The sequence below is a fragment of the Actinomyces sp. AC-20-1 genome (assembly GCF_023369555.1).
Classification (GTDB): Bacteria; Actinomycetota; Actinomycetes; order Actinomycetales; family Actinomycetaceae; genus Actinomyces.
Genome location: NZ_JACJVC010000018.1, coordinates 1 through 14,524, shown reverse-complemented (window position 1 = coordinate 14,524; position 14,524 = coordinate 1). Strand labels below are relative to the sequence as shown.

The window sequence follows — 14,524 nt, the reverse complement described above, 5'->3', positions numbered from 1 at the left end:
CCGCTGCGGCTCCCATGTGCGTGGGTGAGGCCCACGCACATGGGAGCCGCAGGACGCAAGACATCCCATCCCGAGAACCGCGGAGTCTTGCGGATTATGCGCACCGCCCGCTCAGATGAGCGTGCGACCCCGAGCACGAGGCACTCAGCCGCGCAGCTCCTGCTCGCGGTGGACGGCGACAACGAGCTTGAGCCGCGAGGCCACCGCGTACTTCCTCATGAGGCTGGAGACATGGGTCTTGACAGTGGACTCGGCGATGACGAGCCGCTCGGCGATCTCGGCGTTCGAGTAGCCCTCGCACAGCAGGGCCAGGACCTCGCGCTCGGCGGCGGTCAGGTCCTCGTGGCCGGTGACGGCGACGGGGCGCAGGTGGCGGGCCACGAGCCGGGAGGCCGTGGAGGGGGCGATCGTCGTGCCGCCCTCGGCGGCGGCCAGCACGGCCCGGGCGATCTCCTCGGGGGCGGCGTCCTTGAGGAGGAAGCCGTTGGCCTGGGAGGCCAGGGCGGTGAGCATCGCCTGGTCGTCGTCGAAGGAGGTGAGGACGACCACGGCGAGGGCCGGGTGGTCCCGGCGCACGCGCGCCAGCAGCTCGAGCCCGTCCATGCCCGGCATGCGCACGTCGGTGAGCAGGACGTCCACGGGGACCCGGCCCAGGAAGGCGAGGGCGTCAGCGGCTCGGGAGAAGGTGGAGGCGACCTCGATCCTCTCGTCGGCGCTGAGGTAGCCGCGCAGGGCCGTGAGCACGAAGGCGTCGTCGTCGACGACGGCGACCCTCACGGGGCGCGTGCGGGCGGCGACCGGGGAGGAGGGCATGGCAGGATGCTAGCGGCCGGCGAACAGGAGACCACGATGACGCCCACACCCCTCGGGTCGGCGGCCCCGGGCGCGCGACCGGGCCCGACACCGCTCGGGGCAGCCCGCGCATGGGTGCGGGCGCAGCGGGCCGGCACCACCGGGGTGCTGGCCGCGAGCCGCTTCCCGACGTGGCGGCCCACCCGCCGCACGCACCTGCTGTGCCTGGTCTGCGCCCTGGTCCTCACGCTCGTGTCGCTGGCCCAGATGAGCGGCTTGCCCCCGGCGTCCGTCGTGGTCTCGCTCGCCGGTGGGGCGTGCGTCGCGCTCATCTCCGTGTGGCCCTTGGGGGCGGCCGCGCTCGCGCTCCTCCTGGGCCCGGTCTTCCACATGGTGGTGGAGACGCCCATCTACATCGCGCCCGGCCTTGTGCCCTGGCTGTGCGCCTGCGTGCTCGTCAGCCGAGGCTTTCGCCGGGTGGGCGCCTACACCACGGTGGTCATCGGCGTCGTCGAGGAGCTGGTGGCCTTCCTGTGGTTCCTTGAGAAGGAGCCCAACACCTTCTACCCGGAGCTCTACGCCTTCGACGTCTCGACCTTCGTCTCCGACTACTACTTCGCCTCCCTCGTCCTCGGGACCACGTGCCTGGTGGTCACCGAGCTGCTGCGAGCGCCGCGGGCGCAGACCGAGGCCAGTGCCCGGCGCTTCGAGGCGGACCTGGAGCGCCAGCGGCTCCTGGTGGTCTCCGAGCTGCACGACACGGTGGTGCGCGACCTCACCCACGCGGTCATGCGCGCCGAGCAGGCCCGGCTGGGCGCGGCGCCCGGGGACAGCCTGGCCGGGGAGCTGGCGGCGATGACGGCCTCGGTGCGTGTGGCGGTCGAGCAGCTGCGCTCGAGCCTGCGGGCCATGGGGAGGGTGGCCGGCGGGGAGGGCTTCGACGTGCTGGCCTCGGTCGCGCCGCGCCCGCTGGCCGAGGTGGTGGCGCAGGCGCGCACGCTGCTGGCCGCGCGCGGGGTGGCCCTGGAGGTCATGGGCCTGGAGGCGCTGGAGCGGCCGGAGGTGACGCCGGGTGTGCGTCAGCAGCTCGTGCGGGTGCTCAGCGAGCTGGTGGTCAACATGAGCAAGTACGCGGCGCCGGGCGCGGCGCGGCTGCTGGTCGAGTGCGACGGGGTGAGCCTGGAGGCGATGGCCTCCAACGTCGTCGTGGCCGACGGCGAGGGGGCCGGGACGCTCACGAGCGGCCTGGGGCTGTCGGGGCCCGACGCCGGGTGGAGGCCTTGGGCGGGGTGATGTCCGTGGAGGTGGGGACGCGCTTCACCGTGGTGCTGTCGGTGCCCCTGGGCGCCGGCTGAGCCGCCGGGGTGTCAGGAGCGGCGGCCGAGGATGAGGCTCATGGCCTCGGCGCGGGTGGCGGCCTTGCGCAGCTGGCCGCGCACGGCGGAGGTGACCGTGTTGGAGCCGGGCTTGCGCACGCCCCGCATGGACATGCACAGGTGCTCGGCCTCGACGACGACGAGGACGCCCTGCACGCCCAGGCGCTCGACCATGGCGTCGGCGACCTGCGCGGTCAGACGCTCCTGCACCTGGGGGCGGCGGGCGTAGCCGTCGACGAGGCGCGCGAGCTTGCTCAGGCCGGTGACGCGGCCGTCCTCGCCGGGGATGTAGGCGACGTGGGCGACGCCGTGGAAGGGCAGCAGGTGGTGCTCGCACACGGAGTACATGGGGATGTCGCGCACGAGGACCATCTCCTCGTGGCCGACGTCGAAGACCTTCTCCACGTGGGAGGCCGGGTCCTCGCCCAGGCCGGAGAACATCTCCGCGTAGGCGCGGGCCATGCGCTCGGGGGTCTCGCGCAGGCCGTCGCGCTGCGGGTCCTCACCGATGGCGACCAGGAGGTCGCGCACCGCCCGGCGCACGCCCTCGGCGTCGTAGACCATCACAGGGTCCCGGCGTCGGGGGTGCCGACCGTCTCGGCGGGGGCGTCGCCGTCGGAGGTGACGACGGCGGCCGCGTCGTCGGAGGCCTCCCAGACGGCCTGGGCGTCACCGCCGGCGGGCCGGGAGCGGCGCGGCACCCGGGAGCCGGCGAAGTAGGAGCCGGAGACGATCTCCTCGTCCAGGGCGAGGGAGTCATCCGCCCGCCACAGCGGCCGCTCGGCCTGGCGCACGACGGGGGCGAAGATCTCCTCGAGGTCCTTCTCGAGCAAGGTCTCCTTCTCCAGCAGCTGGGTGGCCAGGTCCTCGAGGACCGCGCGGTTGCGGGTGAGGATCTCCCATGCCTCGCGGTAGGCGCCGTCCATGAGGGCGCGGACCTCGTCGTCGACGGTGGCGGCCACGGACTCGGAGAAGTCGCGGTTGGTGGCGGACAGGCCCAGGACGGTCTCGTTCTCGGTGGTGCCGAGCTTGACGGCGCCCACGGAGCGGGTCATGCCGAAGTCGGTGACCATCTTGCGGGCGGTGGCGGTGGCTTTCTCGATGTCGTTGGAGGCGCCGGTGGTGGGGTCGCGGAAGACGATCTCCTCGGCGGCGCGTCCGCCCATGGCGTAGACGAGCTGGTCGAGGAGCTCGTTGCGGGTGGTGGAGTACTTGTCGTCGCTGGGCATCACCATCGTGTAGCCCAGGGCCTTGCCGCGCGGCAGGATCGTCACCTTGGTCACCGGGTCCGAGTAGGCGCCGGCGGCGGCGCACAGGGCGTGGCCGGCCTCGTGGTAGGCGGTGACGGCCTTCTCGTGCTCGTTCATCACGCGGGTGCGCTTCTGGGGGCCGGCGAGGACGCGGTCGATGGCCTCGTCCAGGGCGCGGTTGTCGATGAGCTGGGCGTTGGAGCGGGCGGTGAGCAGAGCGGCCTCGTTGAGGACGTTGGCGAGGTCGGCGCCGGTGAAGCCGGGGGTACGCTTGGCGACGAGGGCGAGGTCGACGTCTCGGGTCATGGGCTTGCCCTTGGCGTGCACGCGCAGGATGGCCTCGCGCCCGGCCATGTCGGGGGCCTCGACGCTCACCTGGCGGTCGAAGCGGCCCGGGCGCAGGAGGGCGGGGTCGAGGACGTCGGGCCGGTTGGTGGCGGCGATGAGGATGACGTTGGTGGTGGCGTCGAAGCCGTCCATCTCGACGAGGAGCTGGTTGAGGGTCTGCTCGCGCTCGTCGTGGCCGCCACCCATGCCCGAGCCGCGGTGGCGGCCGACGGCGTCGATCTCGTCGACGAAGATGATGGCGGGGGCGTTCTCCTTGGCCTGCTCGAACAGGTCGCGCACGCGCGAGGCGCCGACGCCGACGAACATCTCGACGAACTCGGAGCCGGACATGGAGAAGAAGGGCACACCGGCCTCGCCGGCGACGGCCTTGGCGAGGAGGGTCTTGCCGGTGCCGGGAGGGCCGTAGAGCAGGACGCCCTTGGGGATCTTGGCGCCGACGGCCTGGAACTTCTCCGGCTCGGAGAGGAACTCGCGGATCTCCTCGAGCTCCTCGACGGCCTCGTCCTCGCCGGCGACGTCGTCGAAGGTGACGTCGGGCATCTCCTTGGAGCCGATCTTCGCCTTGGACTTGCCGAAGCCGAGGGCGCCGCCGCGCCCGCCGTTCATGCGGCTCAGCAGCCACCACATGGCGGCGAAGAAGATCGCCAGCGGCAGGATGAGCTGAGCGATGTAGGACCACCAGGAGGTGGTGGGCACGACGGAGTTGTAGCCGCCGGAGGGGTCGGCGGACTCGACGAGGCGGGCGACCTGGTCGGCCTGGGCGTCGGTGAAGGTGAACTGGACGCGCTTGCCCAGCTGCTGGGCGGTCTCGCCCTTGCGGTTGGGCTCGCTCGTGTAGCTCTCGGTGAGGTCGAGCTCGACGCGCTGGGTGCCGTCGATGACGGTGACGGCCTCGACGGTCCCGGGGTTGTGGCGCAGGATGTCCAGGCCCTCGGAGGTGTCGATGGTGCGGTAGCCACTGAGGGAGGACAGCAGCATCCAGCCGATGAGGGCGACCATGATGACCGGGGCTGCCCACAGGAAGGGGTTGCCCAGCGCGCCGCGCCTGCGGCGCTCGGGCCCGTGCTTCTTCGAGCCCTTGCCCGGGGAGTCCTGCTGCGGCCTGTCAGTCTTGCTCACGGATTCCGGTCCCTTCTGCCTCCGACTCCGCGAACGCTAGCCGACGCCGGGGCGCGGGCGCTGCCCCCTGGGCCCCTGTTCGCGCCGGGCGTGGGCGGGAAGGACGTGGGAGTCGGTCGGGTCCGGGCCGAGCGCAGGCCAGCCGGCCCTCGTTCTGGGGGCACAGGCGTGCGCGTTGGACAACGTGCCCGCGTGAGGACAACCTGACGCCCTCAGGACAACGTGCTGTCCGTAGGACAACCTGGCGGATGCCCTGAGGTTGTCCTGCTGCACGCAGGTTGTCCTTGGGTCGGCTAAGTTGTCCTTGTGCAAGCAAGTTGTCCCTTGCACACACAAGTTGTCCACGTGCGGGCCCTGCACCCCCAGGCCGGGCGACGGCACGCTACAGGCGCTCCGGCCGCAGCGGAGCCCCCGAGCCGCCTCAGCCCTCGTAGACCTCGGGCTTGAGCAGCCCGATGAAGGGCAGGTTGCGGTACTGCTCGGCGTAGTCCAGGCCGTAGCCGACGACGAACTCGGTGGGGATGTCGAAGCCGACGTAGTCGACATCCACCTCGACCTTGAGGGCCTCGGGCTTGCGCAGCAGCGTCGCGATCTCCACACTGGCCGCCCCGCGGCTGGTCAGGTTGCCCACCAGCCAGGACAGGGTGAGCCCGGAGTCGATGATGTCTTCGACGATGAGGACGTGCCGCCCGGTGAGGTCCGCGTCCAAGTCCTTGAGGATGCGCACCACGCCCGAGGACTTGGTGCCGGACCCGTAGGAGGACACGGCCATCCAGTCCATCTGGATGCTCGAGCGCAGGCGCCGCGACAGGTCCGCCATGACGTACACGGCCCCCTTGAGCACCCCCACGAGCAGCAGCTCGCGCCCCTCGTGGTCCGCGTCGATCTGCGCGGCCATCTCGTCCAGGCGCCGGGAGATCTCCTCCTCGGTGATGAGGACCTGGGCGAGGTCGTCCTGCATGTCGCGCGCGTCCATCCTGGTGTGCCTTCCGTCAACAGTCGGGTGCCGGTGGGGTCGGCGGGCCGGTGCCCGCACGGCAGGAGTCTGTCACGCCCCCGCCTGCCACGCCGAGCGGGTCACAGCCCGGCCCCGGCGGACGAGTTCCGACGGCGGGGCCCCAGCCCGGCGAGCCACCCAGCTACCGGCCCCCTCAGCCCGGAGTCCGTTCCCTCATCCCTGGCAGCCGCACTCGGCCAGGGGCCCGATGAGGTCCTGGTCGAGGGCCACGCGCGCCGGGTACAGCCCGCCCTCGGCGAAGCCGTCGACGATGACCGAGTAGGCCAGCAGCCGCCCGTCAGCGGTGACGACGGTGCCGGTGAGCGAGACCGACTGGTCGAGCGAGCCCGTCTTGGCCCGCACGCGCCCGGCCGCCGTCGTCTGCCAGAAGCGGTCGTCCAGCGTCCCGTCGAGGGCCGCCACGGGCAGGGCGGTGAGCAGCGTGCGGCCGGTGGTGCCGCCGTCGGCCCCGGCGGAGCGCGCCATGACCTGGGCGAGCAGCCGGGCGGGCACCTTGTTGCCGCGCGCCAGGCCGGAGGCGTCCAGGAGCGTGAGCCCGGTGGTGTCGAAGCCGTCGGCCTCGAGCTGGGCGCGCACGGCCTGCGCCGCCCCCGCGAAGGACGCCGGGTACCCCGTCTCCGCCGCGAGCACGTGCCCCTCGACCTCGGTCATGGAGTTGTCGGAGGCCTTGAGGGAGACGGCCAGGACCTCGGACAGGGGCGCGGACTCGACGGCGGCGAGCACGCTCGCGCCCTGGGGCGCGGCGCCCCGGGTGACGGTCCCGGTCACCTCCACCCCGGCGGCCGCGAGCGCCGTCGCGAAGGCCTCGGCGGCCTCCATGGCGGGGTCGGCGGGGTAGCCGGTGGCGGAGCTGTGGGCGGTGACGTCGATCATGAGGGGCTGGATGGGCGCGACCCAGGACTCGTTGCCCTCCTCCCAGTCCGGGCTCCAGGTGACGCCGTCGAACATCGTGTCGTCCAGGGCGAGGCTCACGCTCGTCACGCCCTGGGCCCGCAGCTGCTCGGCGGTGTCGCGGGCGAGGTCCCCCAGGCCGGCGTGCCCGACGACGGCCTGCGGGTCGCCGGCGTCGGCCGCCAGGAGCACGTCGCCGCCCCCCACGAGGGTGACCGTCGTTCCGGACAGGACCGCGGAGGTGGTGAGGCGGTGGTCGGCCCCCAGGGCGCTGAGGACCGCCCAGGCGGTGAGGACCTTGTTGGAGGAGGCGGGGGTCAGCGGGGTGCCCGCCTGGTGGTCGACGAGCTCCTGGCCGGTGGCGACGTCGATGACCGACACGCCGGTGACGCCCGTGCCGACCCGCTCGTCCGTGGCGAGCGCCTGGGCGTAGCCGGCGAGCACGGAGGCGCTGGGGACGGGCGCCTCGGCGGGCAGGGCGGCGGCGGGCTCGGCGACGGGCCGGTCGCTCGTCGTCGTCGGGAAGGCCTGGATCTCGTAGGCGGGGCCGGCCAGGGTGAGGGCGCCGGGGACGAGGTCGAGGGCGTCCGCGAGGCCGTAGTAGCCGCCGGCGACCAGGAGGGTCGCGGCTGTGAGGGCTGCGGTGGTGGCCTTGCGCACGGGTCCTCCGGGGTGCTGGTGGGCGTCGGGTAGGTGACGTCGGGGCGCGGGATGCCTCCCGCGGCGCCGTCGTAGGTCACACTAGTGCCATCGAGACCGCCCTTCCGGGAGCGCTGAGTCCCGGTCCGCCCACGCGGGTGCCGGTGCTCGCGGGCCCGGCGGGCCGCAGCCGACCACACGTTAAGGAGGACTCCGTGGAGTTCGACGTCACGATCGAGATCCCCAAGGGCAACCGCAACAAGTACGAGGTGGACCACGAGACCGGCCGCATCAGGCTGGACCGGATGCTCTTCACCTCCACCCGCTACCCGGATGACTACGGCTTCATCGACAACACGCTCGGTGAGGACGGCGACCCCCTCGACGCCCTGGTCCTGCTGGAGGAGCCGACCTTCCCCGGCTGCCTCATCCGCTGCCGCGCCCTGGGCATGTTCCGCATGCGCGACGAGAAGGGCGGCGACGACAAGGTCCTGTGCGTGCCCTCCGGCGACCAGCGCGCCTCCTGGCGCACGGACATCGAGGACGTCAGCGAGTTCCACCGCCTGGAGATCCAGCACTTCTTCGAGGTCTACAAGGACCTGGAGCCCGGCAAGAGCGTCGAGGGCGCCCACTGGGTGGGCCGTGAGGAGGCGGAGGAGGAGATCCGCCGCTCCTACGAGCGCGAGGCCGAGCGGGTCGCCCGCGAGGGCCACTGAGACCGCAGCACGAGTCAGCACGGGACAGGGGCCCGGTCACCACGTGGCGGGGCCCCTGTGCTGCTGGGGTGGTCCGACGGCGGTGCGGGGCTGACCGGGTCTGGTCGCGCGGGCAGCGGGTCCGACGGCGGTGCCGGGCGGGGCGGAGCGGTCCCGGTCGCGTCGTGCAGGGCCGGGCGGCGGTGCCGCGCTGGGCCGCGCGGGCAGCGGGCCGGGCGGCGCGCTCAGGGGCGCACGGCGTAGGGCATGGCGCCGGAGTAGCGCATCGAGGTCACGCGCACGGTGTAGCCGAAGGTCGGGGCCTCGATCATCTGCCCGCCCCCGAGGTACATGGCCACGTGGTAGATACCGGACTGGGTACCGTTGGAGGACCAGAAGACGAGGTCCCCGGGCTGGGCCTGGGAGAGCGGCACCTTGGCCCCCTGCCCGTACTGGACCCGCGAGGAGTGGGTGAGGTAGACCCCGGCGGAGCGGTAGGCGAGCATGGTCAGGCCGGAGCAGTCGACGCCGCCGTAGGACTCGCCGCCCCACACGTAGGGCACGCCGATGTAGGTGTAGGCGGCGGCGAGGGCGGTATCGGCGCCGTAGCCCGAGCTGGAGGGCCAGGGGTCCTCAGCGGGCGCAGGAGCGGGTGCCGGCGCAGGTGCGGGAGCCGGGGCAGGTGCAGGGGCGACGGCGGCCTCCTCCGCCTGGCGGGCGGCCTCGGCGGCGGCCTCCGCGGCCTGCTGCGCGGCGAGCTCGGCGGCTGCGTCCGCGGCGGCCTGGCGGGCGGCCTCCTCCTCGCGCGCCTTGCGCTCGGCCTCGAGCTGCGCCTGGTACTGGGTCTCGAGCTCGACGGTGGTGCTGCGCTGCGCGGCGAGCTGGGCAATGAGGGTCTCGCGCTGGGTCTGGGCGTAGACGACGGCGTTGGCGGCCGTGACCGCGGCCTCGTCGGCGATGGTCTTGGCCTCCTCGGCGGCGTCGGAGGCGGTCTGCTTGGCGGCCAGCTTGTCGTCGGCGAGGGCCTGGAGGGTGTCGGCGACGGCCTGGAGGGCCTCGACCCCCTGGAGCTGGGCGTCGGACTGCTCGCCGATGCGGGCCAGGGCGACGTCGGCGTCGGCGAGGTCCGCGAGGGAGGAGCTGGTGAGGTAGGGGGTGAGGACGTCGAGGGCGTTGCCGCCGTCCTGGTAGGTCTGGACGACGGCGGCCCCGAGCTCGGAGCGGGCCTGCTCGGTGGCCTCGGCGGCGGCGTCGGCGTCGGCCTGGGCGGTCTCCGCCTCGGTGGTGGCGGTCTCGAGCTCGTCGAGGGCGACGAGGTAGTCCTCGTTGGCGAGCTGGGCGGCCAGGGCGGCGGCGTCGGAGTCGACCGTGAGCTGGGCGAGCTGGGCCTCGAGGGAGGCGATGGACTGGGAGGTGGAGGTCTCGGCGGCGCGCGAGGAGTCGATGTCGTCCTGGGTGACGGGGTCGGCGGTGGCGACGGGGACGAGGAGGGAGGCGGCCAGGGCGAGGGCGGCGGTGGCCAGGGCCCCCCGGGTGGCGTTCCTGGTGCGCCTGGCGGCGGGTGCGCTCGTGCGGGCGCCGCCGCGCGCGCCGGTCCGGTCGCGGTGGTGCCGCGTGCTCGTCGTCCGGGTCACTGCTTCCTCCGTCTGCTGCATCCTCCTCGTCGGGAACCGGTGCCGCCGGGTGGGCGGGCCGGGCGGGGAGGACTCCTGGCTGACGGCACACTAGCCAGGTTTCGTCACATGAGGGAACAGTTTTCTCATCATTCACATCAGTCACAGGCTCCTTTAGCCCCCATCGCCCCCGGACTCCCGCAGCAACACGCCGATCGACGCCTGATGTGATACGCATCACGACACTGTTGTCATTCCCGACCCGAGGCCGCCCTCCGTGCGGACGGGCCCGCTACCGGCCGGGCCCCACGCCGTCGGACCAGCCGACCCGCCCCGCCGGGCGGTCGGGCCCCACGCCGTCGGAGAGTGGACGCCCCCACCCGGCTCCAGCACCCGCCGCTAGGGTTCACGACAGCGCCACGGACGGCGCAGACGCTCCCGAGACGAGGACCCCGCATGACTGACGCCCCTACCGCGGCCAACCCCGCCGGCTGGCACTTCGAGACCAAGCAGGTCCAGGCCGGCCACACCCCCGACTCCGACACCGGCGCCCGCGCCCTGCCGATCTACCAGTCCACCTCCTTCGTCTTCCCCGACGCCCAGGAGGCCGCCGACCGCTTCGCCCTCAAGTCCCTCGGCCCCATCTACACGCGCCTGGACAACCCCACCAACCAGGCCGTCGCCAGCCGCATCAGCGCCCTCGAGGGAGGTCTCGGCGCCCTCCTCGTCTCCTCCGGCATCGCCGCCGAGACCCTCACCTTCCTCACCCTGGGCGACGCCGGCTCCAACATCGTCGCCTCCCCCTCCCTGTACGGCGGCACCGTCAACCTGCTCACCCACACCCTGCCCCGCATGGGCATCCAGACCCGCTTCGTCGAGGACCCGGGCGACCCGGCCTCCTGGACCGCCCTCGCCGACGAGCGAACCATCTGCTTCTTCGGCGAGTCCATCCCCAACCCCAAGGGCGACGTCCTCGACATCGAGCCCATCGCCGAGGCCGCCCACGCGCTGGGTATCCCCCTCGTCGTCGACAACACGGTCGCCTCCCCCTACCTCATCCGCCCCTTCGAGTGGGGCGCGGACATCGTCATCCACTCCGCCACCAAGTTCCTCGGCGGCCACGGCTCCAGCGTCATGGGCTGCATCGTGGACTCCGGCCGCTTCGACTACGCCTCCCAGCCCGAGCGCTTCCCCGGCTTCAACCAGCCCGACGCCTCCTACAACGGCCTCGTCTACGCCCGCGACCTGGGCGTGGGCAGCCCCCTGGGGAACAAGGCCTTCATCCTCAAGGCGCACACCCAGGGCCAGCGCGACCTCGGCTTCGCCGCCAGCCCCCTCAACGCCTTCCTCATCATGCAGGGCATCGAGACCCTGTCCCTGCGCATGGAGCGCCACGTCGACAACGCCCTCGCCGTCGCCCGCTGGCTCGAGGGCCGCCCGGAGGTCGCCGAGGTGCGCTACTCCGGCCTGGCCTCCAGCCCCTACCACGAGCTGGCCCGCAGGTACTGCCCGCGCGGGGCCGGCAGCGTCTTCGCCTTCGACCTGGCCGGCGGGCGCGAGGCCGGTGCGGCCTTCATCGACGCGCTGAGCCTGTTCTCCAACCTCGCCAACATCGGTGACGTGCGCTCCCTGTGCGTCCACCCGGCGACGACGACCCACTCCCAGCTCGACGACGACGGCCTGGCCAGGGCGGGCATCACCGCGGGCACGGTGCGCCTGAGCATCGGCATCGAGCACATCGACGACATCATTGCCGACCTCGAGCGGGGACTGGCGGCCGTCGCCGCCCTCGGCTGAGCCCTCTTCCGCGTGACGGCCCGCTGCCCCGTGAGCGCTCACGGGGCGGCGGGCCGTCACCTCAGGTGAGGGGCCGACGGCGACCACCCGGTCCCGTACCCGCCGGCCCGGCCCCCGGCAACCCGGTCCCGCCCAGCGGCCCGGTTCCGCCTCCGCCCGCCGACCCGACACAATGACCTCATGAGCGCGCCACAGCCCCCGACCCCCGGAGTCGGCTCAGCCTCCGCCAAGCTCGTCGACCGCAGGGCCGGCTCCCCCACGGGCGCATGGCGCCCCGGGGACGAGCCCGGCAACCGCCGCTTCCTCGAGATCGGCGTCCTCACCCTCGAGTCCGGGGAGGTCCTGCCCTCCACCGTGCTCGCCTTCGAGACCTGGGGCGCCCTGACCCCCGCCGCCGACAACGCCGTCCTCATCCTGCACGCGCTCACCGGCGACTCCCACGTCACCGGCCCCGCCGGCCCCGGGCACCCGACACCGGGCTGGTGGGACACGCTCATCGGCCCGGGCCGGGCCGTGGACACCAACCGCTACTTCGTCATCGCCGCCAACATCCTCGGCGGCTGCCAGGGCTCGACCGGTCCCTCCTCCACCGCACCCGACGGGCGCCCCTGGGGCTCGCGCTTCCCCTGGCTCACCACCCGCGACCAGGTGGAGGCCGAGACCCTGCTCGCCGACGCCCTGGGCATCGAGACCTTCCACCTCGTCATCGGGGCCTCCCTGGGCGGGCACCGCGCCGTCGAGTGGGGGGCCGGCCACCCCGAGCGGGTGCGCAACCTGGCGCTCGTGGCCACGGGGGCCTCGACGACGGCGGACCAGCTCGCCTGGTGCCACCTGCAGGAGCTCGCCATCGTCGGCGACCCCTACTTCTTCGACGGCGACTACTACTCCCACGCGGTCGGCCCGGTGCGCGGGCTGGGCCTGGCGCGCGCCATCGCCCACACCACCTACCGCTCGGCGGCGGAGCTGGACGCGCGCTTCGGCCGCCGGCACCAGGGCGAGGAGGACCCGGCGGTGGGCGGGCGCTACCAGATCGAGTCCTACCTCGACCACCACTCCGGCAAGCTCATCTCCCGCTTCGACGCCAACACCTACCTCATCGTCACCCACTCGATGATGGTCCACGACGTCGGCACCGGCCGGGGCGGCACCGAGGCGGGGCTCGCTCGGGTGACGGCCCGCACGCTCGTCGTCGACGTCGACTCCGACCGCCTGTTCCCGCCCGAGCAGGCCGATCAGCTGGTCTCCGGCATCCCCGGAGCCCGGCGGGCGACGATCCACTCCCTGCACGGGCACGACGGCTTCCTCATCGAGGCGGACCAGATGGACCGGGTCCTGCGCGACTTCCTGGCGGAGGACGAGGCGTGAGCGGCGGGACGCCGGAGGTGGCCGGCCAGAGCCCCGGGACGCCGGAGTCGGCCACTGGGCCGCTGAAGGCGGCCGCTGACCCGCAGGCCCCGGCCACCGAGACCACTGAGGCTCCTGCGGCTCCTGAGCGCCCCCACCCGCCGGTCGGCTCCTGGGGCGAGGACCTGCTCGGCCCCGGTTTCCAGGCGCGCACGCTGGAGCTGACCCCGGACACGGAGGAGGACGGCGCCGTCGCCACCCTCGTGCGCTACCTGCCCCGTGAGGACCCGGCGGCGCCCGAGGGCACGCCGTCGGAGCCCTCCTTCGTGCTCCTCTACCTGCACGGCTGGAACGACTACTTCTTCAACCCGGGCCTGGCGCGCCGCGTGGCCCGGCTCGGCGGTGCCTTCTACGCCCTCGACCTGCGCCGCTACGGACGCTCCCTGCGCGAGGGCCAGATGCTCGGGTGGGTGGAGGACCTGGCGGCCTACGACGAGGAGATCGGGCTGGCGCTCACCCTCGCGTGGGCCGAGCACGGCCAGTCGCTGCCCACCGTCCTGTGCGGGCACTCCACCGGCGGGCTGACCGCCTCCCTGTGGGCCCACCGCCACCCGGGGGTGCTGGCCGGGCTCGTCCTCAGCTCCGCCTGGCTGGAGATCCAGGGCGCGGAGCCGGTGCGGGTGCTGGGCGAGCCCATCGTGCGGGCCCTGGCGCGCCTGAGCCCCCGCGACCCCGTGACGCTGCCGTCCTACGACCCCTCGACCCTGTTCACGGTGGTGGACGGCTGGACCGAGGCCGACGGCGAGCTGCCGGACCCCTCCTGGGCCGACGACCCCTACGTCACCGGCTGGCACGTGGATCCCGAGTGGAAGCACCTGCCGACGCCGCCGATCCGCCCGGGCTGGCTGGCGGCCATCCTCGACGGGCAGGCGGCGGTCGCCTCGGGGCTCGCCGTGACCTGCCCGGTGCTGTCCATCGGCTCCGCGCGCAGCCACCTGGGGGTCGTACGCTCGCAGGACTCGCGCTCCACGGACACGGTGGTGGACGCGGACGGCACTGCCCGCCGGGCCATCGGCCTGGGGCCGTTGGTGACCGTGGCGCGGGTCGAGGGCGCCGTGCACGACGTGTTCCTGTCCGCACCGCCCGTGCGCGAGCAGGGCTACGCCGTGCTCGAGCGGTGGCTGCGGGGGTACGTGCTCAGCTGAGGCCCGCGACCGGCCGGGCCTCAACCGGCCATCGGCCCGGCACCCGGCCAACAGCCCGGCGAGCGCGCTCAGCCGAGCATGTCGGCGAGCGTGGCGCCGCGCTCCCCCAGGCGCCACACGCGCCAGCCGTCCACGTCCTGGGTGCGCTGGGCGGCCGCCGCCGCCCGCGAGGGGTCGGTGAAGGTGCGCCCGTCGGCCAGGGTGATGACGCCGTCGCGCGAGAGGGTGGCCGTGTGGTCGATGCCGCGGCGCGGGCTGCGCCAGCGCAGGGTGCTCGTCTTGCCGAGACGCCGGGCGAGGGCGGTCAGGGCGGCGGGGGCGTCGGCGGCGCTGACCGTGTGCTGCGCGCCGAGCACGGGAGCCAGCGAGCGGTGCGTGCCGGTGACCGGCGGGGGCTCGACGGCCGCCACCGGCTGCGCCGTGGCGGGCACCGGGGC

Annotated in this window: 12 protein-coding genes; 5 read left to right on the top strand and 7 right to left on the bottom strand. The window is 73.6% G+C overall.

Going from position 1 to position 14,524, the window contains the following annotated elements:
* Nucleotides 1–144: 144 nt before the first annotated feature.
* A complete protein-coding gene (locus tag H6X67_RS09715) occupies nucleotides 145–813 on the bottom strand; it encodes a response regulator (RefSeq protein ID WP_249368900.1) in 669 nt (222 codons plus the stop codon).
* A 36-nt stretch (nucleotides 814–849) separates the two neighbouring features.
* Here H6X67_RS09715 and H6X67_RS09710 point away from each other — a divergent pair, with 36 nt between their 5' ends.
* Nucleotides 850–2,085: a sensor histidine kinase gene (locus H6X67_RS09710; protein ID WP_249368899.1), complete on the top strand. Its 1,236-nt coding sequence runs from the start codon at nucleotides 850–852 to the stop codon at nucleotides 2,083–2,085.
* A 74-nt stretch (nucleotides 2,086–2,159) separates the two neighbouring features.
* Here the strand turns inward: H6X67_RS09710 and folE are convergent, their stop codons facing one another.
* The 4 genes from folE to dacB form a co-directional block, all read right to left on the bottom strand.
* Nucleotides 2,160–2,732, bottom strand: a complete 573-nt coding sequence (folE, locus tag H6X67_RS09705) for a GTP cyclohydrolase I FolE (protein WP_249368898.1) — start codon at nucleotides 2,730–2,732, stop codon at nucleotides 2,160–2,162.
* Entirely contained in the window at nucleotides 2,732–4,765 is a 2,034-nt protein-coding gene (ftsH, locus tag H6X67_RS09700; RefSeq protein WP_249368904.1) for an ATP-dependent zinc metalloprotease FtsH, read from the bottom strand. The genes folE and ftsH overlap by 1 nt, the downstream gene beginning before the upstream one ends.
* Before the next feature lie 541 nt (nucleotides 4,766–5,306).
* Nucleotides 5,307–5,861: a hypoxanthine phosphoribosyltransferase gene (gene hpt, locus H6X67_RS09695; protein ID WP_249368897.1), complete on the bottom strand. Its 555-nt coding sequence runs from the start codon at nucleotides 5,859–5,861 to the stop codon at nucleotides 5,307–5,309.
* A gap of 195 nt (nucleotides 5,862–6,056) precedes the next feature.
* The gene (gene dacB / locus H6X67_RS09690) at nucleotides 6,057–7,454 is read right to left on the bottom strand and encodes a D-alanyl-D-alanine carboxypeptidase/D-alanyl-D-alanine endopeptidase (RefSeq protein WP_249368896.1); all 1,398 of its coding nucleotides are present in this window, start codon (nucleotides 7,452–7,454) and stop codon (nucleotides 6,057–6,059) included.
* Nucleotides 7,455–7,648: 194 nt separating this feature from the next.
* Here dacB and H6X67_RS09685 point away from each other — a divergent pair, with 194 nt between their 5' ends.
* A complete protein-coding gene (locus tag H6X67_RS09685) occupies nucleotides 7,649–8,149 on the top strand; it encodes an inorganic diphosphatase (protein ID WP_249368895.1) in 501 nt (166 codons plus the stop codon).
* Nucleotides 8,150–8,373: 224 nt separating this feature from the next.
* Here the strand turns inward: H6X67_RS09685 and H6X67_RS09680 are convergent, their stop codons facing one another.
* Nucleotides 8,374–9,783 (bottom strand): C40 family peptidase, encoded by a 1,410-nt coding sequence (locus H6X67_RS09680; protein ID WP_249368894.1) that lies wholly within the window; start codon nucleotides 9,781–9,783, stop codon nucleotides 8,374–8,376.
* A 414-nt stretch (nucleotides 9,784–10,197) separates the two neighbouring features.
* Here H6X67_RS09680 and H6X67_RS09675 point away from each other — a divergent pair, with 414 nt between their 5' ends.
* From H6X67_RS09675 to H6X67_RS09665, 3 genes are all read left to right on the top strand, one after another.
* Nucleotides 10,198–11,538 (top strand): O-acetylhomoserine aminocarboxypropyltransferase/cysteine synthase family protein, encoded by a 1,341-nt coding sequence (locus H6X67_RS09675; RefSeq protein WP_249368893.1) that lies wholly within the window; start codon nucleotides 10,198–10,200, stop codon nucleotides 11,536–11,538.
* 180 nt (nucleotides 11,539–11,718) lie between these two features.
* Nucleotides 11,719–12,903, top strand: coding sequence for a homoserine O-acetyltransferase MetX (metX, locus tag H6X67_RS09670; RefSeq protein WP_249368692.1), 1,185 nt, complete (start codon nucleotides 11,719–11,721; stop codon nucleotides 12,901–12,903).
* A 164-nt stretch (nucleotides 12,904–13,067) separates the two neighbouring features.
* Nucleotides 13,068–14,087 (top strand): alpha/beta hydrolase, encoded by a 1,020-nt coding sequence (locus H6X67_RS09665; protein ID WP_249368707.1) that lies wholly within the window; start codon nucleotides 13,068–13,070, stop codon nucleotides 14,085–14,087.
* Nucleotides 14,088–14,155: 68 nt separating this feature from the next.
* Here the strand turns inward: H6X67_RS09665 and H6X67_RS09660 are convergent.
* The coding region (locus H6X67_RS09660; RefSeq protein WP_502797305.1) for a restriction system modified-DNA reader domain-containing protein at nucleotides 14,156–14,524 on the bottom strand (369 nt) is incomplete at its 5' end.